Source organism: Streptomyces cyaneofuscatus (assembly GCF_042718795.1).
Taxonomy (GTDB): domain Bacteria; phylum Actinomycetota; class Actinomycetes; order Streptomycetales; family Streptomycetaceae; genus Streptomyces; species Streptomyces cyaneofuscatus_A.
In genome coordinates this window covers 168046-190536 of the sequence record NZ_JBHXOX010000010.1, presented here as the reverse complement: position 1 = coordinate 190536, position 22491 = coordinate 168046, and the positions used below count along the sequence as shown (strand labels likewise).

General features: G+C 65.6%; 17 protein-coding genes. 13 read left to right on the top strand and 4 right to left on the bottom strand.

All coding sequences use genetic code 11. The features are described from left to right. Nucleotides 1-4 precede the first annotated feature (4 nt). From ACFWRT_RS14010 to ACFWRT_RS13955, 12 genes are all read left to right on the top strand, one after another. Complete coding sequence (locus ACFWRT_RS14010) at nucleotides 5-802, top strand: CPBP family intramembrane glutamic endopeptidase (protein ID WP_380949117.1); 798 nt, start codon at nucleotides 5-7, stop codon at nucleotides 800-802. A gap of 143 nt (nucleotides 803-945) precedes the next feature. Beyond that, nucleotides 946-1359 carry a hypothetical protein gene (locus ACFWRT_RS14005; RefSeq protein WP_380949118.1) on the top strand — a complete coding sequence of 138 codons (414 nt, stop codon included), beginning with the start codon at nucleotides 946-948 and terminating at the stop codon, nucleotides 1357-1359. 1230 nt (nucleotides 1360-2589) lie between these two features. Continuing rightward, a complete protein-coding gene (locus ACFWRT_RS14000) occupies nucleotides 2590-4431 on the top strand; it encodes a DNA primase family protein (RefSeq protein WP_380949119.1) in 1842 nt (613 codons plus the stop codon). Between the two features lie 287 nt (nucleotides 4432-4718). Beyond that, complete coding sequence (locus ACFWRT_RS13995; protein WP_380949120.1) at nucleotides 4719-7892, top strand: hypothetical protein; 3174 nt, start codon at nucleotides 4719-4721, stop codon at nucleotides 7890-7892. A gap of 178 nt (nucleotides 7893-8070) precedes the next feature. Continuing rightward, a complete protein-coding gene (locus tag ACFWRT_RS13990; protein ID WP_380949121.1) occupies nucleotides 8071-8568 on the top strand; it encodes a hypothetical protein in 498 nt (165 codons plus the stop codon). Further along, complete coding sequence (locus ACFWRT_RS13985) at nucleotides 8565-8879, top strand: VRR-NUC domain-containing protein (RefSeq protein WP_380949122.1); 315 nt, start codon at nucleotides 8565-8567, stop codon at nucleotides 8877-8879. The genes ACFWRT_RS13990 and ACFWRT_RS13985 overlap by 4 nt, the downstream gene beginning before the upstream one ends. 376 nt (nucleotides 8880-9255) lie before the next feature. Beyond that, a complete protein-coding gene (locus tag ACFWRT_RS13980; RefSeq protein WP_380949123.1) occupies nucleotides 9256-10152 on the top strand; it encodes a hypothetical protein in 897 nt (298 codons plus the stop codon). A 487-nt stretch (nucleotides 10153-10639) separates the two neighbouring features. After that, the gene (locus ACFWRT_RS13975) at nucleotides 10640-11506 is read left to right on the top strand and encodes a hypothetical protein (RefSeq protein ID WP_380949124.1); all 867 of its coding nucleotides are present in this window, start codon (nucleotides 10640-10642) and stop codon (nucleotides 11504-11506) included. Nucleotides 11507-12368: 862 nt separating this feature from the next. Next, a complete protein-coding gene (locus tag ACFWRT_RS13970; RefSeq protein ID WP_380949125.1) occupies nucleotides 12369-14189 on the top strand; it encodes an SNF2-related protein in 1821 nt (606 codons plus the stop codon). 625 nt (nucleotides 14190-14814) lie between these two features. After that, the gene (locus ACFWRT_RS13965; protein ID WP_380949126.1) at nucleotides 14815-15078 is read left to right on the top strand and encodes a hypothetical protein; all 264 of its coding nucleotides are present in this window, start codon (nucleotides 14815-14817) and stop codon (nucleotides 15076-15078) included. An 18-nt stretch (nucleotides 15079-15096) separates the two neighbouring features. Then, a complete protein-coding gene (locus tag ACFWRT_RS13960) occupies nucleotides 15097-15471 on the top strand; it encodes a SufD family Fe-S cluster assembly protein (RefSeq protein ID WP_380949127.1) in 375 nt (124 codons plus the stop codon). Nucleotides 15472-15616: 145 nt separating this feature from the next. Further along, a complete protein-coding gene (locus tag ACFWRT_RS13955; RefSeq protein ID WP_381121288.1) occupies nucleotides 15617-16054 on the top strand; it encodes an SsgA family sporulation/cell division regulator in 438 nt (145 codons plus the stop codon). Between the two features lie 684 nt (nucleotides 16055-16738). On the opposite strand, the gene ACFWRT_RS13950 is transcribed toward ACFWRT_RS13955, so the two are convergent. From ACFWRT_RS13950 to ACFWRT_RS13935, 4 genes are all read right to left on the bottom strand, one after another. Further along, complete coding sequence (locus ACFWRT_RS13950) at nucleotides 16739-17101, bottom strand: hypothetical protein (RefSeq protein WP_380949129.1); 363 nt, start codon at nucleotides 17099-17101, stop codon at nucleotides 16739-16741. After that, nucleotides 17098-18318 carry a DUF6283 family protein gene (locus tag ACFWRT_RS13945; protein WP_380949130.1) on the bottom strand — a complete coding sequence of 407 codons (1221 nt, stop codon included), beginning with the start codon at nucleotides 18316-18318 and terminating at the stop codon, nucleotides 17098-17100. The genes ACFWRT_RS13950 and ACFWRT_RS13945 overlap by 4 nt, the downstream gene beginning before the upstream one ends. A gap of 402 nt (nucleotides 18319-18720) precedes the next feature. Beyond that, nucleotides 18721-18858: a hypothetical protein gene (locus ACFWRT_RS13940; RefSeq protein ID WP_380949131.1), complete on the bottom strand. Its 138-nt coding sequence runs from the start codon at nucleotides 18856-18858 to the stop codon at nucleotides 18721-18723. A 78-nt stretch (nucleotides 18859-18936) separates the two neighbouring features. Next, nucleotides 18937-19353 carry a hypothetical protein gene (locus ACFWRT_RS13935; protein ID WP_380949132.1) on the bottom strand — a complete coding sequence of 139 codons (417 nt, stop codon included), beginning with the start codon at nucleotides 19351-19353 and terminating at the stop codon, nucleotides 18937-18939. 425 nt (nucleotides 19354-19778) lie between these two features. On the opposite strand from ACFWRT_RS13935, the gene ACFWRT_RS13930 reads away from it, so the two are divergent. Next, entirely contained in the window at nucleotides 19779-22229 is a 2451-nt protein-coding gene (locus ACFWRT_RS13930) for a DEAD/DEAH box helicase (RefSeq protein WP_381121286.1), read from the top strand. Nucleotides 22230-22491 lie beyond the last annotated feature (262 nt).

Here is a 22491-nt window from a genome sequence, read left to right as displayed (position 1 = left end):
GACGATGCCAGCGATCCCTGCGCGTCTGCTCGGCGTCGGATGGTGCGCCGTTGTGCCCTTGGCTGTCGTCGCGGTCTACCTCGGTCTCGGCACCCTCGCAGTCCTCCTCATCGGAGAGCCGGTCGTCGCGACCTCTGTCCTGGGCATGCTCGTTGTTGTCCTGGTCGGCTCGGTGAGGATCCGGCGGCCACGGTGGCTCGCGCATGCGCCGGCCCCGCGGCCGAGGTCGGAGATCCCACGCTTCGGGTGGACCGTCCTCGGCTGCGCGGCCCTGGCCTTCCTCGCCGGTCAGTCGCTGGCATTGTGGATCCACGTCGCGACCGGGTCTGACGGTTTCGACGCCTCGGCCCAGACCAGGCGCGCGGCTGGAGCCCTCGCGACACTGCTGCTCACCCTGGTCGCCGCCCCCGCAGGCGAGGAGGCCCTGTTCCGAGGGCTGATCTACCCGTTGCTGCGCAGGCGGGTGAACATCCTCGCCTCCACGCTGGTCACCGCCGTGGTGTTCGGCCTGCTGCATGGCAACGCCGTGCAGTTCGCCTCGACCCTCCCACTGGCGGTGCTTTTGGCCCTGCTCTACGAGCGCACACGTACGCTGTGGCCCTGCGTGCTGCTGCATTTGAGCTTCAACCTCGCTGTCGCCCTTGTTCCGGCAGAGGCACTACATGCTCTAGCGAACCCCGCCTCCGCAGTGCTCCTGTCTCTGGCCTTCGCCGGTTGTGTCCGGAGGCTCTACCGGCGGGTCGCCGATAGGACTCGGCCAGGCGCAGTCCACAGCGCGGTCGGTGAGTCTGCGATGCCGTGAGCGGGGTACTCAGGACCCGCCTGGAAGGCGATGTAGCCCTCCGGACGAGGGGATGCTTGGGGTGACCGGGGTGATCCGGCCACCGGGGGTGTGACGAAAGTAGCTATTCAGCCATACTCATCGGGAGAGGAGAGGATCGCATCATGGCTATCGTCAGCACCTGCGCGTACGACTCGCGAGGACAGCTCGTCCGTCCCGACATGCTCGACATCAGCCGTGCCAAGATCCGTCTGGACCTTGACACCGGTGAGAATCCCACCTTCGAACGCGGTCACACCCACGTCTTCGTCGTCTCCGACATGGGCATCACGCCCGATCTGGCCCATGAGCGCGTGTGCGCGAGGCTCCGCCGGTTCTTCGATCGGGCCGAGGCCGTTCGTGGCTTCTACAAGATCACGATGCAGAGGTGCCAGAGCAAAAACCTGCTCAACCTCAACACCACCATCTCCTACGAGATCCTCTACGTCGTCGAGTCCGACGAGCGATGCCGTAGCCGCGGTTTTGAGTCCCCCAGTGCGGGATGCCGGCAAGGCTGGAGCACGGTCACGCCTAGGTGATGCGCGCCATCCACGTCCCGCACGTATCAGCACATGCAAAGAGGCCGGCGAGCTCCCTTCCCACGGGGATGCTCGCCGGCCTCTCTGTTCTGGCGTTCCAGTGCAACATCGATCACCTGGCGTCGACGATAGCAGCTGTCTTGGCTTACTCGCAATGAGCAGTGAATGCCAGTCGAACGCCATTCTGCGTCGAGTGGAGCCTCGTGAACCAACGCCCCGGACACATTTCTGACTCGCGACCGGAGGGTCCGTCAGGAGCCTTCAGCGGACCTCGGGACGTCGAGGAAGTTCCATGCGGCTTCCGGCCCCACCGAGGATCGGCCACGCAGCCCAAGGACCGCACGGCGGTTTGGTGCGAACGTGCGCCTCGATCTGGTCGCAGGAAGGGCCATCGAGCTGCCAGCTGTACCACGAGGCGTGGTACAGCCCCGAGGGTCGCGTCCGACCTCGGCAAACACCTGTACCGCGAGGCTCATTTGAGATTGGGTGCACCACGTGAGAGCACCACCGTGGTACGACGTTTTGCCTGGTCAGTCCACGTTTCCTCGCCTGTGTACCACGCGTACCACGTTTTTTTGCCGTTTACATAAGGGCCGAGCCAAGAAGTGATCCGGACGACTCCAGTCCCAGCGCACCAGTCTGCTCTCGATCCCCCTGTGCGTGTATCTGGTCTCAATTTCCTGGTACAGGTGGTACTAGGGGTGCATAAACACTACCTGACCTGGGCAAACACCTGTACCACGTAGAAAATGCCATGTGGTACACCCTGCTCTTAAGCTCCCCGAGTTACTGCTCTGACCTGGGGAAGCCGGCGTACCACGTGAAGTGGTACGCCGGCTCCGTTACCTGCTGCGGTATGCGAGTCCCCGGATCCCCTGGGGAGCGCGCAGTTGATGCTCTGGCGGCAGCCAGCTCGGCCGGTCAGAAGAACTCCCCCGAACCCGACCGCAGGCCGGGCGTCTTACGCCGCCCGCGGGTTCCCGGTCGAGTGCAAGAAGCCAGCGACTGCGCCGGGCGCATGCCCCACGACGTGGCCGGCGGTGGCTCTTCCTTCACCCATTGAGCACTATCCGGAGAGACAGTTGACTGTCCTATCGACTAAAGCCTCAATCGTTGTGAAAGGATGGATGGATGACGTAGTGTCAAGATCACGTTCCATTCGATTGCGAGTCCAATCGGCTTCCCACGCATCGCCGGCAGGAACTCGATCATGATCGAGAAAGCAGCAACATGACGCCTCCTGACGCCGCTACTTCCGTACTTGCTGCCGGTTCCAACGCCGGACCGCGCACCAACCCTGTCGCCGACGTCCTGGCCAGCGTCATGAGGTACTTCTCGAACCGCGACGACATGGCTCCACAGAACGAGATCGTCACCTACGCCACCGCCGCCTACCTCGACCAGATCGACCCGACCGATCCTCCAACGCCTCGCGTGCTGGAGAAGGAGCTGCTGGCAATCATGGGCAGCGTCATCAAGGCCGAGAACTCCAAAGCGGCCGTGGCCGCCGAGAAATACCGCCTGCCTGGATACCTGACGTACTGGCAGATCGCGCAGATCCTCGTCCGTCTGCACCATGTCATCCGCATCGCACCCAACGCCAAGAACACCGACCGTGAGTACGACCTGCTGGCGATGTACCAGCCCACGGGGGGCGCACGTGGGACGTACACCACCAGTGAGGACGACATCCGCACCACGGCGCGCATGTACAACACCCAGCTGCGCCTCAAGGAGTTCGACGAGGTCCTGGCCGTCCTGCGCGAAGACAGCCCGCGTCGGCACCAGAGCACGAACCGCGACTTCATCGCTGCGCGCAACGGCATCGTCTTCTACGGCACCGAGCCGGTGGACGTCACGATCTTCGGCAAGAACTTCCACTTCGAGCCCAAGCAGGTACACCCCTTCGACCCCTGCATCGTTCTGCTGACAAAGAACGACGTCGACTACGTGAGGGACGCTCCACAGCAGGTCATCACGCACCCCGAAGAGGGGGATTGGGAAGTCGTCGCCTGGATCGAGGAACTCTTCGACCAGCCCGGTGACGAAGGCCTCGCTGACCTGATCTGGGAGGTAATCGGCGCGATCATCCGACCCCATGTGCGCTGGCGCAAGACCGCCTGGTTCTACTCGGTGGAGGGCAACAATGGTAAGGGCACGCTCTGCGCGCTCATGCGCAACCTCCTCGGAGGCGGCGCGCATGCCTCGATCCCGCTCTCGGACTTCGGCAAGGACTTCGCGCTCGAACCGCTGGTGCGCGCCAACGCGATCATCGTCGACGAGAACGACGTCGGCACCTTCGTCGACAAGGCGGCCAACCTCAAGGCGATCGTGACCAACGACGTCATCATGATCAACCGCAAGCACCGGGTACCGATCGCCTTTCAGTTCTTCGGGTTCATGATCCAATGCCTCAACGAGTTCCCGCGTGTGAAGGACAAGTCCGATTCGTTCTACCGTCGGCAGCTCTTCGTCCCCTTCACCAAGAGCTTCACCGGGGCCGAGAAGACGTACATCAGGGACGACTACCTTCAGCGCCCTGAGGTTCTGGAGTACATCTTCTGGTACGTGATCAACAGGGCCGGCGCGTCCTCCCCGGGGAACTACTACGAGCTCTCCGAACCAGTGGGGACCAAGGCGGTCCTGGCCGAATACAAGGAAGCCAACGACCCCGTGCGCGACTTCTGGAAAGAGTTCCGCGATCGGCTGGTCTGGGACCTGGCACCGTTCACGTTCCTCTACGACCTGTACAAGGCGTGGTTCGCCGACGTCTCACCGTCGGGCTCACCGGTGAGCAACAAGCAGTTCATCACCGACCTCGTGGCCATCGTCCGGCCGGACGCGCTGTGGCACTGCCCGGACAAGAACCGAAAGATCCGGCCCGGCCAGATGATGCACACCCCCGAGGTACTCATCGCCGAGTACGAGCTGAAGAAGTGGATGCACCCGAGCTACACCGGCAGCGACCCGAAGAAGAAGTCCCAGACGATGCTGAAGGTCAACTACCGCGGACTGCTCCGGCAGACGGGCCCATCCGCCCCGTCCGACGACACCGCTGAGGAACAGGACTGATGCACCCCATGGGCAGGATCGGTGGTGCACTCGGCGAACTCCCCCAGGCTGTACCCGAACTCACTTCCGGTCGGGGCCACTGAATTACGGCGATGGCCGATGTCGCGCGCGATCAGCGGATCACCAATCTCACCGTCCCGCTCGCGGATCACGACAGACCTCGTAGAGAAGGCCCTGGCGCATGGGTGCACCGTTCCGACGCGCTTCTCACGACTTCCTCTGAGGCCGCGCGACTCCTCCCCAGACACCGGCCGTGATGGTCGGACCGACGAAAGGAGATCTCCACCATGACGAGACAGCGAACACCCGTCACGGTCTCGAAGGCACGCTTCACCTTCTACGACATCGAGTCCCTGTCGGACGTCTTCACCCTGTGCGCCTACACTCCGCAGCCCGACAGAGCTGTCGACGACCTGGAGATCTTCTTCCTCACCGACGTCCAGGCGGTCTCCGACGCCGTGGACCCGCAGGCGCTCTATGAGGCCGTGGTGCGCTCCAACCCGGGCCTGCCCGCGGTGAGCGTCCAGCTGTGGAACCTGCGCGGCGAGCGGGGCAACCTCCGTCTCGCCGAGCTGATGGGCCTCTCGAACGCCGACCAGGTCAACGACCGGAGCGACGTCTCGTCCTATCCGGCGAACCTTCGCCCGATCTGCGACACGGATCCCGAGTACGACCCGCTGAAGCATCCGTTCCTGGCCGGGTACAACTCACTCAACTACGACATGACCATGCTCGCGCTGTACTTGATGGAGTCCTTCCCCGCTCCGCACTCCGGTCGTCTTGTCCAGCCGACCACCGCGCGCGAGATGCGCGAGCACAACGACGAACTGTTCAACGAACACATCGCCTACATGCCCGGCTACCTCGGCTGGGACGGCCCGGCCGCCAAGATCCGCCGCGCCATGATGCACTCTGGCCGGCACCTGGACGTCGCCCGGCTTAACGAACTGCAGACCAAGGTGAGCCTCAAGCGCCTGCTCGGGATGCTCGGCCGGCAGATCAAGGAGTCCGAAAAGCTCAGCCACGACACCTCGATCACCTCGGTCGAGGATCTCTACGAGCTGCTGGCCTACAACGTCTCCGACTGCCTGGGACTGGCCCAGCTCTTCCAGCACCCGGCCTACGCCAGCAACTTCGACCTCAAGGCCGGCCTCCTGGCGCAGTACTCCGAGACCGTCTACACCAAGAACGGCTCGGTGCGCCGGGACCGCCTCACCATCGACTCGTCTTCCGCGAAGTTCGTCGGCCGCATCCTCGCGCCGTACACCTCACTGAACGACATCGAGACGGTGTCCTTCCTCTACCCGGCCAAGGAGGTTGCCGACGAGCGAGGCGTCTCCCAGGTCAACGTGCTCGACGAGTGCGTGCGCTTCTTCGAGGAGAACGTGGCGCCTGACCCTGCCAAGGACCCGGCCGCGACGCCGGCACAGACGAAGGCGCATCGCCAGTTCATGCAGGTCGTTAACTACTACCGCTCGATCGAGGGTCAGAACTTCAACGACTCCGAGGAGTACCGCGACCTGTTCGACCTCCCGGCCACATCCCTGCGCGAGCTGCCGAAGACGCCGAACAACGTGGCCTACTTCCACCGTGACGCCTCGCCGTCGTCGTGCTTCGCGACGTTCAGCACCGGAGGTATACACGGCGCGGAAGCGGACATGACAGTTTTCGACGCCGACAGCTTCGAGCACCGAGAACAGGCAGCCATGATCGGCCTCGCCAAGCTCTTCTACCCGGACGCGAAGGATTTCGTCGTCGAGGCCAAGCGCCAGCACAACCTGCTCGCGCTGCCCGACGGCACGATCGTCGACAAGAGGCTCGTGCTGCTGGGCTCGGACCCGGAGAAGGTGAAGTACCGCAAGCCGAAGAAGGAGCGCCCGGACCAGGCTGAGCAGCTCGTGCGTGCGCAGGCCCAAGTACAGGATCCGGCCCGGCTGCTGGCCACTCAGCGCCCGGGCACCGAGGCGATGCACGTACGCCTGGCCGACGGGACAGTGCTCGACGGCAAGGTCGTCCTGGCCGTCACCTCGGCGGTCAAGGCTGAATACCGCGATGAGCCGGCGAGGAGGGCGCCCGAGCTGTTCACTGAGAAGAGCGACAGGTCCACCAAACTGCACCCGAAGTTCGCACGGACCTCGGCGGGTCTCGTCATCCACGAGGACTTCACGAGCTACTACCCGAACCTGCTGCGCAACATGCGGGCGTTCTACAATCCCGAGCTGGGCGAGGACCGTTACACGACGATCTTCTTCGAGAAGGAGCGCCTGGGCTTCGAGATGAAGAAGCCGGGGATCCCCGCCGAGGAGAGGGCCCGGCTTGCGACCTTGCGCAACGGCACGAAGTTGATCCTCAATTCGGCCTCGGGGGCCGCTGACGCCGCGCACCGGACCCCGATCAGGATGAACAACCGCACCGTCTCGATGCGGATCATCGGCCAGCTGTTCAGCTGGCGGATCGGGCAGGCCCAGACATTGTCCGGCGCACGGATCATCTCGACCAACACCGACGGCCTCTACTCCGTCGTCGGCGGCGAGAACGGCTTCGACGAGGCCACCAACAATCGGGTGCTCGCCGAGCAGCAGGCCGCCATCGGCATCGACATCGAACCGGAGCTGATGTTCCTTATCAGCAAGGACTCGAACAACCGACTCGAGCTGGAGCCGCCCAGTGAGGACCGGAACGTCGCCGACAGCCCCATCATCACCGCCTCCGGCGGGACGTTGGCCTGCCACGCCGGTCCCACCCCGACGAAGTCGCTGGCTCACCCGGCCGTGATCGACTTCGCCCTGGCCCGCTACCTGCAGACCGTCGCCAGCAGGGGAGAGGAGGCTCTCGCCGAGCCGTTCGACCCCGCGCTGGGCCGGAAAATGATCGAGGAGGCGATCGATCCGGTCGATCCCGTGCGGACGCTGCTGCTGTTCCAGAACGTCCTCGCCGCTTCGCGTGGATCAATCACCTATCCGTTCGCCGCCGACCCGGTCGGCGGCGGGCCCGATCGCGACGACAACGAGGACGTCGATGCGCATCTGGTGAACCCGCGGGCCCTGCAGATGGTCAATCGGGTCTTCATCGTCCACGACGGCACCGATGGTGCCGTGAGCCTGCACAACGCCGGTGCGTGGAAGGTGAGCCCGGCCAGCCAGAACAATCGCCGCGAGTCCGGCAGCGCCGGGGTGCGGCGTGATCCGATCGCGCTGGGGATCCTGCGCCACCACGGGTGGGCGAAGAACCGCAGCGAGGCTAGCACGTCCGACGGCCTCATGCTGCTGCCCGATGACCAGGACGTCGTGATCCGCCGGATCAACGGCATCGACCCGTGCTGGTCGGTGGTCGTCGTCAACGACGACCTCCGTACGCTGCCGGTCTCCCGGGTCGAGCAGCTCATCGGGGCGATCGACCTCGACACCTATACCCAGATGCTCAACGAGACGTTCACCAAGAACTGGAAGAACGCCGTCTGATCGGCTCCCCGCACCGCCATCGGAGCGCAGGGTGCCGGGTCGTGCCGACACGACGCCGCTCGGTGTCCGAGCCGCATGCGAGATGCCGGCGAGTCTGGCTCGCCATGGCAACAGAATCGAGAGACACCATGTTCCAGACCACAGGCCCCGTCCTCACCGCTGAAGGTGGCGACGAATTGTGAGTGCCGCGACCGGATCAGTACAGCCCCATCAGCGCTGGCGGCGCAGAAGTGACGGAGTTCTGACCAGGATCCTTTACGTAGATTCGCCCTCCCAATTCCGGCGTTCCGTCCATCATCAAGCACAACGCCGAACGATCACCGAATACGGCTCATTCCTGAAGAAGTACGAGATCGTGTCCGACGCCGTGCCGACTAACACCTCCGTCCAGGACGACGCCGCCCAGGCCGGGCAGGAGAAGAACACGACCTGCGAAGGCATCCCGGTCCGCCAAAGCCAGATCTACCTCGACACCCGGCAGAGCAACTGCCACGTCGTCATCGAGTCCATTGCGGACGGGGAGGCCCAAGTCCGTGACTACTACGGCACGAAACACTCCACCCTCAGTGTCTCCCGAATGCACAGAAACTCCACGGGCTGGCGACTCGTCGAGCAAGGCGAGCTGAAGTACGGCGCGCCCACGGCCTCTTCGGACGAGAGGAGTGAGAGCCGATGACGTCCTCGCGCGAACGGGACATTGAGGGCTACCTCCTGGCCCAATGCCGCGCACACGGTTTTCTCTGTCTGAAGTTCGTCTCACCGGCCCGCGGGGGAGTGCCCGACCGGATCGTCGTCGCCCCCCGCGGCACCGTATTCGTCGAAGTCAAACGGCCTGGCGGTCAGTTGCGGAAGCTGCAACAGCGGACGCACGCCAAGCTGCGTCGCCACGGCGCCGAGGTTCACGTCGTCGACGACAAACCGAGCGTCGATACGTTCATCGCGCACCTCATCGAGCCCCCATCCTATGAGCAGGTATCAGCACCATGATCCAGAGGTGGCTGATCGAGGCCCATAGCAGCAATGCCCCGCCGCGTCGATGTTCCTTTCCCACGGCCGCGCCGGCCCCGGACGCCCCGCGCGCTACTGCTCCGATGCCTGCTGCCACCGTGCCCGAAACCCTAACGCCCAGGCCACGCGCTCCGGAGGAACCAGATGATTGACGCCAACCCCGCTTCGACCTCCGGGCAGATCCGGCAGGACCCGAGATGGATACCACGTACGCCACCGTGCGTCCGGTCTCTTGAGAATCCGTTCGCCCTGATCACGGTCGATCGGCCGGCTGCACGGCTGACCCGCATCCGCCTCGACCGATTCTGTCCGGCCAGCACCGGCCACCTTTACCTCACCACGGAGGAGATCTGACGTGATCCGTGAAGAGCACATCCCGCTCGCCGAGCTGACCGAAGACCAGCTCGAAGCCCTGTACGTCCACATCGACTCCCTCACGAACGCCCCCGTGTTGCGCACCTGTCTGGTGCCTGGGTGTCTGCGCCAATTCGACGCCATGGCGACGATGGCTGGCTCGCGCATTCGCGCTGAGTGGTCAGGGGAAGGCTGGTGCACGCTCGGCTCGGGCAGCATCTTTCCTGCCGGCGGCCACATCTGCCCCGACCACAAGGATCTTGTCACCGACCACTGGCCACGTCGCCTCGAACTGCCCTCCGGCCGCTGGTCCGTGGCCTGCCCGTGTGGCTGGTCGCCGGTTCCGCAACGCTGGCACCGTCTCGTCGCGGCCCTATGGGAGCAGCACCTTCTCACCGAAAACGGTGCGCTGCCGGCCGCCCCGCCTGTCACCGACCCCGAACACCGACTCCCCCTGGGCGAGCACACCGAGGAGTCCCTCGCAGAGCTGTACGACCGCCTCTGGGACGCCGAAGCCGACGTGCCCGAGCTCCGCAGCCTGGCCCGCGCCTGCTCCGTGGGTTACAGCCTCACGGTGCCGGCCCTCCTCGGAGCGAAGACCGCCCTCGAAAACCTTCGCAGCCGTATCACCGTTGACTCCCGTGACTGGGCCGCCGGCAAGTTGGACGCCTTCCTCTGGGCCGTCCTTGTCGGCTGGAACTGCGAGAACGCCGACCCCGATCACGTCCACAACGACATCGACTGTGCGGGCGACCAGACCCTGTGGACCATCGCCGACCAGCACAACATCCCCACCGACCAGACCATGCAGGTCAGCCAGCACCGCTGGTGGATCGCCAACGCCATCAGGGTCGCCCAGCAGATCGAGGGCGACTACGTCGTCACGGAGGGAAAGTAGCCGCCGCAGCGCGCCCGCTAGCCCCTGCACCGCGGCTCCTCGCCACCGCCGACGGATCCCTTGACCCGGCTGAGCGGATCGTCACTGGGCCCCTCCTTTTAGCGGCGGTTCCCATAGATGACTGGGGACTCTTCGATACGACAGGTACCGACTACCTCACCAAGGTCGGAACCACCGTCCAGAAGGCAGAGCAGAACCAACCCTTAGGATTTCTGGCGCAGCACACTGACCAGACAACCTTCACCGACAGCCCGGTTGCAGAGCTGGCCCTGCCGCCCACCACAGTGCACTCAAGCCGGACCTAACGTTCATGCCTTCGCGCGGCGCAAGCTGTCGACGGGCCGCCGTACGGCCCGCGCGCTGGAGCTGAATCAGACGCAGGAAGAAGCCGATGCCCCAGCTCAGAACAGCCACACGCGGTGCCATACCACTCGCGGGCCCGACCCTGCCGATCCTCGTCCCCTACCTCCCGCCCATGATCCGGGAAATGGAACGCTGCCTGTGCGGCCAGTCCGGGCTCACCTGCGAGGAGTCGATGTGCAGGTCCTGCCGCAAAGACGCGGTAGTTGTCCACGGCCAGCACCTTGCACGGCTCCTCAGCGCGATCCGCTACGAGCACCGCGGCGTCACCCTGACCTGGACCGAGGCCAGCAGCCACGCCTCTGCCTTCACCCCCCGGGTCAGCTTCCTGATGCCGGATGTGTACGACCCTCAGGGCCCGCCACAGCTGTTCCGCGGCTTTACCTACTGGGAAGACGACCAGCTCATCGCCGCCTGCGCCAGAGGAGCCAGCGACGATGAGATCTTGTCCCTCGCCCTGGCCATGGCTCACTACGCCCTCGCCACGCTGGCCATCCACGAACTTGATGAGTGGTACACCTATCGCTCGGTCCAGGTGTACCCCCCGCACCGGCGAGACCAGCACTGGCCGCGCGATGAAGACCGGGGGCCCGACGGGAACGGAGCGGTCGTCCTGTGGCTCGCCTATACCGGTCCGGCCCACGCCGAGGCCGGTCAGGTCCCGGATGTCCCCCTGATGCCGGCGCACAGCCCTGTGCACAGGGAAGACGTGGCGATCATGCCCCGCCAAGCTCTGTGCATGGGAGCCACAGCAATCCAGGTCACCCCGCCGGCGAGCGCGGTCACCACGAGCAACCAATGGACGGCTCCCCGCGACGGTGAGGATGTCCTCGCGGCAGCGCTACGCGACATCCACCACACCATGGTGCTGTCAGAACTTTCCGTGGTGGCACGCAACCTCACCCTGGCGGGGAGCCCGGCCTTCGCCGCGAGGCCTGGTTCAGGAGAGGGCGACCGCCTAACCTGGGACGCCTATCTCACGTACGACGGGTGAGCGGCACGCCGCATGCCCCCGCTCTCCCGGCGGGTCGGGAATGGTGGTGCGACGCCGGCGCCACAGGCTGAGCCCGTCGAGCCGCGGTGATCGTCATAGCTCCATGAGTGCCGTCCGCGTCCTGGTGCTCCGCCCGTGTCGGGGCTGTGTGGCGGCCCGGTCCGAGGCCGTCCAGTGCTGGTAGCGGAAGCTCGACCGGCTGACTCCCAGGATGCGGCACGGCCGTATCACGCCGCAGCGGCTCTGAGGTCGGCGACGCACTGGCAGCGGTTCCCCGACGAGATATTTCGCCGCCGTCCGCGGGTTCTAGCGTTTCTCCTCCTGCTCGCGGACTTCTTCCGCAGAGCCGCGTCCGCCGCCTCCAGCGGGCAGACGGTCGGGCCGGCTTGTGTCCGGCGTCCCCAGGAACGGCTGGCTCCGACAGTCCTCACCCGGCTCTGCAGCGTCTCGGGGATGATCCCGAGATCGACGGCGGCCGACCTGATCGTCGCGTTGGGTCGCGACCCGTACAGCGTCGCGCTCGTCCGCCTTGAGCACCGACGGATGGGTCTTCATATCGACGAGATGTCCGTTCTCAGATGCTGAGTGCCGGGCGTCTCGTGTGATCTACAGCTGTGGCTGAATCCCGGCTGTCACTTACCCCCGAAGTCAGCGCTCCCGCGCTGGACTCCAGGCGGGCTGTTGATGGTCGGCCATCGGCCACCGCCGAGGTGCCGCCCGAGGTCGTGAGCATCCAGGGCGGGAGCCGCCTCCCGAGCCGCCGTCGAAGCTGCTCCGCGACGCGAACGAGCCAACCACCATTGGAAGAACAGTGAGGACAAGCAGCATGAATACGTCTACCGCGGCACCCCCGATCTCACTGTTGCCGCATCAGCAGCAGATCCACGACTTCCTCGTTGACCATCCCTTCGCCGGCGCGTGGCTTGACATCGGAGCCGGCAAGACGCTCACGACCCTCAGCGTCTTGCAGACGATCCGCCCGGTAGGTCACATCCTCGTCATTGCGCCCGTGGCGATCGCCCGCTCCACCTGGATCGACGAGATCGAGAAGTGGGGGTTCCCCATACGGACGAAGTCGCTCATCGTCGACAAGAACGACAAGAAGCTCTCCAAGACCAAGCGGCTGAAGCGCTTCCAGGAAGTCGCCACCGATCCGCCGACGATGTACTTCATCAACCAGGAGTTGCTGACTCAGCCGTCCCAGGAGACGAAGCTGATCACGCCGGTGCCGGGAGCAGTGCCTGCCCCGACCGTCTCACCGGAGGCGACGGCGATCCTGGGTCTGCTCCAGGCCCGGGGGCCACTGGGCGGGGACGAGCTGATCGACGAGTACCGTGTTCTGGTCGCTGGCAACACCAACAACTCGGGCCCCGCGAAGGCCAAGATCCGTGCCTGGATTCAGGAGTTGCTCAGGTCGGCCCTGGCGACGTGGGAAGGCTATGACTGCCGAAGCTGTTCCGGTGCAGGCTGCGCTCAGTGCCGCTTCGGTCTGGTCGACCAGCTGCCGGTCCAGAACATCAACGGTCAGTGCACCGTCATCTGGCCCTTCCAGACGGTCATCATCGACGAGTCCCAGGGATTCAAGTCGCACGACTCACAGCGCTTCCTGGCCCTGGCGACGGTGCGGCCGGCCATAGACCGGCTTATCGAGCTGACAGGAACGCCCAGCCCTAACGGTCTCCACGACTTGTGGAGCCAGGTCTACCTACTCGACGAAGGCCGGACGCTGGGTGAGAACATCACCGCGTTCCGCAACCGCTGGTTCACGCCGAAGATGGTGCCCGGCACCACGACGCCTGCGAAGTGGATCCCCACGCCGAACGCCGATGCCGAGATCCATCAGGCCATCTCCCACCTGGTAATGAGCGCCCAGAACACGAGCCTGCAACTTCCGGCGCTCAGCATCCAGGACGTCAATGTCACCCTCCCACCGGACCTGCTCCAGGCCTACAAGGACTTCAAGCGCGACCTGGTCCTGGACATCGTGCAGACCTGCACTGACGACGACGGGAAACTGACGCAGAGCACCGAATCGATCGTTGCTGTGAACCAGGCGGTGCTGACGAGCAAGCTGATGCAGTTCGCCTCGGGCACGCTCTACACCGCGGATCCTGACGACCCGACCACGAAGGGTCGCTACGAGGTCATCCACGACAAGAAGATCGAGATGACCGAGTACCTGGTGCGGAACAACGGCGGCGAGCCCGTGCTCATCGCCTATCACTTCAAGTCCGACAAGGAGCAGCTGCTCTTGCGGCTCCGGAGGGCCGGCATCGACGCGCAGGCCTTCGACGGCTCGCGCGACATGGTCCGCAGATGGAACGCCAAGCAGATCCCGGTGATGCTGCTCCATCCTGCAGCCGCCGGGCACGGCCTGAACCTGCAGCACGGCGGCTCGACGATGATCTGGTACACGCTGCCGTTCTCGCTCGAGCACTACCTGCAGACCAACGGCCGACTTTTCCGCACGGGCCAGACGAGGCCGGTGACCATCCACCGGCTGATTGCCAAGAGCACACAGGATGAGCGGATGCCCTCGGTGCTCGCTATCAAGCAGCAGGTCCAGGACGATCTTATCCAGGCCGTCTCGGGGGAATTCAACGCCGAGCACGCACTGCTCGGTGCCCTGGAGGAAGAGATTCGTGAGGACCTCATCGGCCTCTGGGCCTCCGAGCGGGTCTGAAAGATGCACCCCGCGCGCACGTGGACCACTCAGTCGGCGAAGACACCTCATCCAGGGTTGGGTCAGCGTAGCCGACCCGGGGGCCGAACCGATGGTGTACCAGACCGGGCAGTCCCATCCTGATCCAGCCTTCCCCTACCGGCACGTTGATGTCCCGCTGGGGTCTCTGGCGAGGTAGCGAGCAGTTTCTGACGAAGCCTCTCGCTGCCTTTGGCCGGCCACGACAGCGGCGTGGATGCCCAATGCGTTGCGCGGGCCGCCAATGAGACCCCGGGTTGCGCCGCAAGGGGCACGCGAAGGTCGCCGACGAAGCGGGAAGAAGGCTCGTTGGCGACCTTCGCGTGTCCGGTGGTGCTTCCAGGGGTGCAACCGGCCGTCCTGCCTGCGGGCGGCGCATCAGCTGCCCTGGGGTGTGGCACGGCGTGGCCGATGCGACACCGGTCGTTCCCGGACGAGGGCTCATCATCTGGGCCCGATGGCGAAGTGACTTCGAAGGGGAGGCGCCCCCTCGCTGACAGACCTTGCATGGTGATCACGAGCAAGGGATCGCGGGCCGGTGGGTCCGCGTGCGCGGCGACATGCCGGCCCCAACCATCACCCACTTACAACAGCTACGGAGGCAACCGTGGGAATGCATAAGCCGGATAGCACCGGTGAAGCCGATCGTTCCTGCGACATTCCGGAGCGGTGGGAGCGTGAGGAGGAGAACCGTACCGATGTCCTCGATGTCGAGAGTCTCGTCGCGGAATCTGGTGGGACCGAGCCCTCGACGTACTTTCCCGAACAGGAAGGCAAAGCCGTCCCGGAGGAGGGCGCTTGGATCATCGTGGTGGAAGAACCCTTCACCGAGCTGCGCTCACGCTTTCGGATCCCGCTGCTGAGCATGTGACGGGCCCGTCCCCACACCGTGAACACCGGTGCCAACGTCTCGAAGGGTGTCAAGATCTACCCGGAGCAGGCGGTCATCACGACGCCCGGGGGCGACCTGCATCTGTGGCCGCACGAGTACGTCGTTGTGCGCCGCCCCCTGATGCTCGCAGGCGACATCGAGGCAACCCTCCACAGCCTGGACGGGCGGCCAGTCCTCGATGAGGACGCTCTGTTCTACCTGATGAGCAGGGGTATCTCGCGCCACCAAGCGGTGAAGGCCTTGTTCGAAGCAACCACGTCCCTCGACCACGTCTATGTGACGTTTCCCGAGAGGATCACCGATTCGTTGGCCGGTGCGGGGCAAAGCCTTCGCCGTCACATGGCACTCAACCCTCGGGAACCCATGCTCTGAGAGCCCAAGCACTTCGCGGCCCAGGGCCTTCTGAGCGAGAGTCCGCTAATCGCTAATCGCTAATCGCTAAATGCCTAGAAGTGTATATCTGCGCGATTTTCCGGCGTCAGAACGCAATGTGGATCACTATTGAGGAGTTCACTTCATGCAAAATTCGAGGCATGGTCCGGTTGAGGCGCTATGCTCCATGAGGCTTCACGTGCCGCAGTCGCAAGCCTACGTCTCCATTGCGGCGTTCCTTCACTACTCGCAGCAGGACCCCTATGCCGTGCGTTTCCGGTTCTGGCTGGACCCAGTTGGTGATCCAGTTGCCTGGTACATAGGGCGAGATCTGCTGCGCGACGGGCTTCTCCACCTAGTAGGTGAGGGCGATGTGCAGATCGGACCTGATCACAGTTTATCTGCGATTCTCATCCGTCTTAGGGTAGACGAACATAGCTCGACCATGACAGTGCCGCGTCAGCCGGTCGCTGAGTTCCTTCAGCGGACAGCCAAAGCTGTTCCGTACGGATACGAGTCGCAAGCACCTGGCTTCGTTGATCTACGAGATGCCGCTCTGGAACGTCTCTCGTCCGAGCTCTGACAAATCCCATCAGATCCGAGCGGAATGAAGTATGGAGTCAGGCGAACTGCAGAAGGCCCCAAAGTCGGCGCGGACCTGTATGGGTGCTAACTCCAGCCGAGGTGATATTCCGAACTCGGCATCTGCTACGAAAATTGAAGGCGCCAAAGCACCACTAATAGGAGCAACGATCCCATGGAAGATTTCACGGTCGGAGGGTCTCGCAAGCCTCCTGAGCCGCGAACACGGAAGACAACAGTGCCCGGTCCGGGTGACGCTACCGCCGGCGCTCAGAACGCGGCGGAACTCAAGGATTTCATCACGGCAAACCTCGCCCCGACAGGAGTCACCAGCGTTAATTTCATCGAGCCCCCGGAAGTCGTCCAAGCACGGAACCAAATCCGAGGGCATGGAGACAATTACCTGCATGTCTCTGATGGTACGTACGACGGCTGCCTCTGCGGGTACACAGCGCAGCGACTCGCGCCGACCGGAGCCCCGGAGTGCCCCGTCTGCGTGCTGTTGGACGCCTGAGAAAGGTGGGCCAGCGAGCCGTTCGGGCGTCACGGGAGTTCTGATCACCCGACTTGATGAGCTTGCGGGCGGCCGACGCCGTGATCCGGGCACGGGACGGGCTGAGGATGTCCGGCTGGCCATGGTGACGTACGGACGGCGCACAACGCCCGGTGCCGAGGTCGGTCGAGGTCATGATGCGGGGTTCCCCTCGCCTGCCGCGAGCGGCTCGTCGGCCGTCTCCTTGCAGACGACGACCGACACCTGACCCGGCGCGGCCGGGCGGGCACCGGCGCGGACGCGGCTGGCCGTCGCCGCGGCGGGGCCCTGGCTGGTCAGGCAGGCGGTGCACCAGCGCTGTCCGGGTTCGGTGAGGTTCTCGGGTACCTCGGTGATGCCGCCCGGCACGCTGATACTCGGGTCCCCGCAGACGAGAAGGTGGTAGTCGCAGTCACCGTCGCATGCCTCGGGGTCGGCCGGCCGGTGCCAGATAATCTCCACCACCCCGAGGGCACCCTCGGGGTGGTGGCGTTCGGCGGTCGCGAGCATCTTCACGTCTCCTGGAGGGTCTGCGCGGCGGGGTGGGGCGGCGATAGAGCGGTGGCGGGCAGTTCCGCGCGCAGCACCTCGTTCAGCTGGGCCCGGGAGGGGTCGGTGCCGTAGGTCAGGACGGCGTCGTCGCCCCGGGTGCGGCGGTGCTCGGCGCGGAACGTTTCGGCCAGCGGCAGGCCCCAGTACAGGGCGGCGTGCCCGTCGGGCAGTGCGGGGTCGGCCACTTGACCTTCGCCGGTCAGGCACCAGGCGTGCTCGGCCGCGCCGTACTTGTGGGTGGGCGTGCACACCACGGCCAGCTCGCGGGCGTCGGCCTCGGCGCAGATCCGGGCCAGGACTCGGGTGGCGTGGCTTTGGCCGCGGTGGTCAGCCTCGACGCCCAGCAGCTTCAGCTCCAGGGCGGTGCCGTCGCAGTCAAGGAGCAGCAGCAGGGCGCCTGGCGGCATCGACCGCTTCAGCTCGTGCTCCAGGTCCTCGGCCCACTCAGCGGCCTCCAGGGCATGGTGGTCCTCGATGAAGCGCCGCAGCGGGACGAGGTCGGCGCCGTCCTCGTCTGGGGCCGGCCCCGCGTAGAGCGCCGACAGGTCCGGGTCGACGCCGTTGGCGATGGCCATCTCGGCGTAGGAGGCGTACAGCTTGACGCCGGCTGGCAGCTTGGGACGGGACAGGACCCCGGAGTCCATCCTTTCCAGGATCTCGCTGTTGCCGTCGGCGCCGGCCAGTAGCCACCCGGCGCACAGCAGCGACCGATCGGCCGGGCTGGAGTGACAGCCGAACCCGCCGCGCGGCCCGGCGGTGCGGTTACCAGGCGCGGAGTGCTCAAAGACGGCGGGCGGGAACTGCCCAGCGGGCGCGTCCCGGCGCCAGGGGCAGACCTTATCCCCCGCGCACGGCCTGGGTTGCGCGGCCGCAGCGCCCTGGTAGGCCCGCGCCTCGACCTGCCAATTGTCATCGCCGGGCCGCTCCCGTACGACCCGCGCGGCCCGGGGGCCGGGGACGGAGTCGTCCTCCGGCGGCGCCTGACGGTCCAGGCCCAGGGCGGTGTTCGCTTCGGCGAGCTGGCGCAGGACCTCCTCCATCTGGGCGCCCGAGGCCACACCGAGTTCGGCGAGCCGGGCGCGGACCTGCTGGTCGAGCTCGGAGCCGCTCTTGTAGAGGGGTGGGGCCGGGGCGGCGCTGCCGGGTTCGGCATCCGGGTGGTCGTCCTGATGCTTGCTCACTGGCCACGTCCGGGCATAGCGGCCAGGGTACGGATGCAGGCCCGGCAGGATCGGTAACACAGGCCCCGGGTGAGGTGGCCGGCTCCGGCGGGGAAGACGCCGCCCTCGAGGCAGACCGTCTCGAAGGCACCGTCAGGGCGCCGCCTGGCGCGGTGGTCACGGCGGCCGTACGGCAGGCGCACCGTGTACGGCCACGGCCGGGCAGACTCCGTTTGGGGGCATCCGGCGGCGGCGAGCACGGTCGGGGTCATGTCGCAGCCTCCTGGGGCGTATTGGCCAACGGCAGTGGCAGGTAGTTTGGCAGGCGCAGCCTCGGCGACCCTGCCGACGTGGGCGTGAACGAGTTGTGGTCCGTCCGACTCCCGGCGGCGGGCGATGATCTGTCGTTCGGTGCGGGGCTTCTCAGAACCTCTCCCAGGACGCCGTCGTGCAGTCCTCGCACAGCGGATCGGCGGTGGTGGCGGGCCGGTGTGGTCGGTAGCGCATCCCAGGCCCAGCCGGCGCGGTCTCGTCGCCGAGCGGCAGAGGGCGGGCGTTCACGCGGTACCTCCATGGTCGCTGAAGAGGACTGTAAGTCGGGCGGGCGGCAGGACCGGGCGTCGGGTGTGGGCTGCGGCATCATCGGCCGGTCTCCGATCGCTTGCCGTGGAACGCGGTGAACATGTGGCTCTCGCGCGTGACGATCTCCTCCCGGAAGACGGCGCGCTCGGCCGTGAGATGAGCCCGGAGCGGACCGGCGTGGCTGCTCTTCCTGCTACCCAGGGTGCCTATGTTGAGGCCGCGGCCGGTTGGACCGCCGTCCGACCGGGCGAAGGCGATCTCCCGGCGTACGGCGGTCACCGTCACCGGGAACAGCATCTTCTGGACTGTGACCGTGCCTTCCGTCGGTCCCCGTTCCGGCTGGGTCCTCCCCTTCATCCGCTCCCCTGTGCCTCCGGGCCTCTTTGACCAAGCTGTTGCATCCGCCGGATGCCTGCTGAGGACCGTTCCCAGTCTGATTCCGGCTAAGGGGAGCGTATCCGGAATCAGGATCACGACGGAGGCAAGTGTCGGCCTGCCCATCCTCCGTTTGTTCTAAGAGCGTTGGCCCCCTGGGTGTGGGTCGGCAAAGCCGACCCGGGTGCGCTCCGGAACATGCAGAGGGTTCGTGCATCGGCCTGTTCCGCCACTGCTGTTCCGGAGTCTCGGCGGGGACATTCTCGGGTTCCGGTGGTGTCCCTGAGGAGACTCCCTGCTGCCGCCGGCCGGACGTGACATCGACGCTGATCGCCGAAGTCCCGAGCAAGACACCGGCGGGACTCGTCAAGGCGTCAGTCAGGGCGCGCAGCGGCCTCCAACCAGACCCCTGACGGCATCCCGCGAGCGCGCCCCGACGACGGACGACGGCTCTGGCCATCGATACGTAGGAACAGAGCGCCTCCAGCCTCTTCCCCAAGGCAGCGCCGTCGAGGGGGACTCCGATGGATGACACGACAGGCCTCCGAAACCTGCCCCAGCGGGAACCGAAGGATCACCTGCTTCGAAATTCGCGGCGGTGCAGCCCTTGCGCCCGGCCTCACACATCATCGGCCTTCTTAACTTCCCCATCCCCATCACCGACGGAGCCCGCCGTGAATGACCGCACCGCGCCAGTGAATCGCCGCCAGAGTGATTCTCGAATGATCCCGTACCCACATCAGGAAGAAGCTCTGCGGGCGATTTCTGAGATCCCGGAAGGTCGGGTACTGGTAGTTATGGCCTGCGGGACAGGTAAGTCCCTTGTAGGATGCGAGACGGCCAAGGCGCGCACAGCGAGCATGGTCCTGGTGACCGTGCCCACCCTCGCTCTTGCCGAACAGATCTACCGGGGGTGGGTCTCGTATTTTCCCGACAGGCTGGATGCCCTCATCGTCTGCTCAGACCCCGCCGTAGGCGGCACCGCTGCCCCGGTCACGGTTGAGCCTGGACGGATCGCCGACTTCATTGCCCCGCGCCAGTCCGCGCGAATGCGCCTTCTGATCTCGACCTACCATTCGGTGGGGCGAATAGCTGCGGCGTATGCACTGCGCGCGTTGCCGCCGCTCGACCTCGTCGTGCTGGATGAGGCCCACCACACTGCCGGACGCGCAGGAAAGGCCTACTCCGCTGTTCTCGACAATGCTCGGATCCCTGCGGCGTTTCGCCTTTCGCTGACTGCGACCAGTCGTATCCACGAGGGCTCCGACGGCACCAGGGACATCGTGTCCATGGACAACGAAGAGCTGTACGGGAAGCGCGTCTACGAACTCTCGACCGGCAGCGCCATCCAGCGAAAACTGCTTGCGGATTACAAGGTTGCCATCGTCCTGGTTTCGGATCAGGACGTCCACGCGACCCTGCTCGCCCAGGACAGTGGCTCAGGCGTACGCTCCAGGCCCAGCGACACGGCGACGGTGGCCGCCCAGATCGCACTGTCGCGAGCCATGCACGAGCACGACCTACGGCAGGTTATCGCCTTCCACAGCCGCGTAGCCCGTTCGAAGGTTTTCTCCGCGACCCTCGGGAAGATCGGCGCGACGTCGGCCAACGTGCGGATCACATCCCTGCACATGGACGGCAAGACACCTGCAGCCACCCGGCGCTCCCAGCTGGAAATGCTCGCCAGCCCCACGAGCGGCCGCCGCGTCGTCCTGAACAACGTCCGCACCCTGACCGAGGGCGTGGACGTCAGCAGCGTCGACGGGATCTGCCTGGTAGACCCGAAGTCGTCGCAGATCGACATCGTGCAAGCCGTCGGACGTGCTCTTCGTCTCCACCCCGATCACGATCGCCCAGCGCTGATTCTCCTCCCTGTCTATGTCGCTCCCGGCGAGAACCCGCAGGCCGTTCTGGAAGCCAGCTCCTTTCGCCACGTGTGGCGGGTCCTGGCTACCCTCCGCGACCAGGACGAGCGCATGGACGCCGCGTTGACCACCGCACGGCGGCGTCTCAGCAGCGACGTGGCCGCCGGGTTGGGCGACACCCGAGCCGTGTTGCCGGAGAAGGTGAGGATCTACGGCAGCACGAACATCGATGCCAGTTTCGTAGCGGCGTTGGGCGTACACGTCCTAGAGAACACAACCGAGGACTGGTACCAGTTCTACGGGTTGCTGGAGCAGTACGCGACCACGCGTGGTCACACGGCTGTGCCCACCTCCGGGTCCGGAACCCTGGGGAGCTGGGCGGCTCGTCAGCGCGAGCTGTACGCCACCGGCAAGCTTCTGCCGAAGCGCGCAGCGCTGCTGGAGGCGCAGCCCGGATGGACGTGGAGGCTTGCCGAGTTCAAGCGGAAGCTCGGCCGGTCCGAGCTGGAGCGGTTCGTCGCTGAGCGCGGCCACGCGCGGGTGCCACGTGGGTATACCGTGCCGAGTACTGGCTACAGGCTGGACAACTTCGTCACCCTGGCGCGCAACCGGCACCGGGCCGGCCAGATGGATGCCGAGGAGATTGCCTACTACGAGGCGCTTCCGAGCTGGATGTGGCACGCGCACGACGCGAAATTCGGGGTGTTTCTCCAGCATCTCGACGCGTTCATCGCCGAGCACAAGCACGCCCGGGTTCCGCAGGCGTACAAGGTGGAGAGGGAGGGCATCGTCTTCTCTCTCGGTCACACGGTCTCCGTCAAGCGTTCCGAGTACCGCAAGGGCATCTTGTCCAGGGCCTACACCGAGGCCCTGGAAGAACGCCCTGAGTGGGTCTGGGACGGACACGCCGCTCAGTGGGAAGCGAGTTTTGACATTCTCGCGGCCTGGGCGGCCGAGCACGGCGATATCAAGGTGCCCGTTGATCAGCCGATCAAGGGCATTGTTATCTACCGGTGGATGCTCCAGCAGAGGAAGTTGATTCGGGAGGGGAAGCAGCCTGAGGACCGCCGGCGCCGTCTGGAGGCTCTACGGGGCTGGTCCATGAACTGACTAAGGGCTGCCGGCCGGTGCCTCTGCCCGTTGCCCTCCTGGTTTACCGGCGGAGGGCAGGAGTGGTGCGTGCGGAAGCGCCGGCGCTGCGGCTTCGCGGGAAACGAGGAAGACTTCATCGGCGCACCCCGTAGCCGACCCGGGTCATGATCCGTAACATCGACGTCGCTCCGATGCGGCCTGGCGGTGAGACGCGCTTGTACCTCGACACCTGCATGCGGGAGGGGCGCTGCCCCCCTTCAGCCCCGCACTTCTGGTTCTG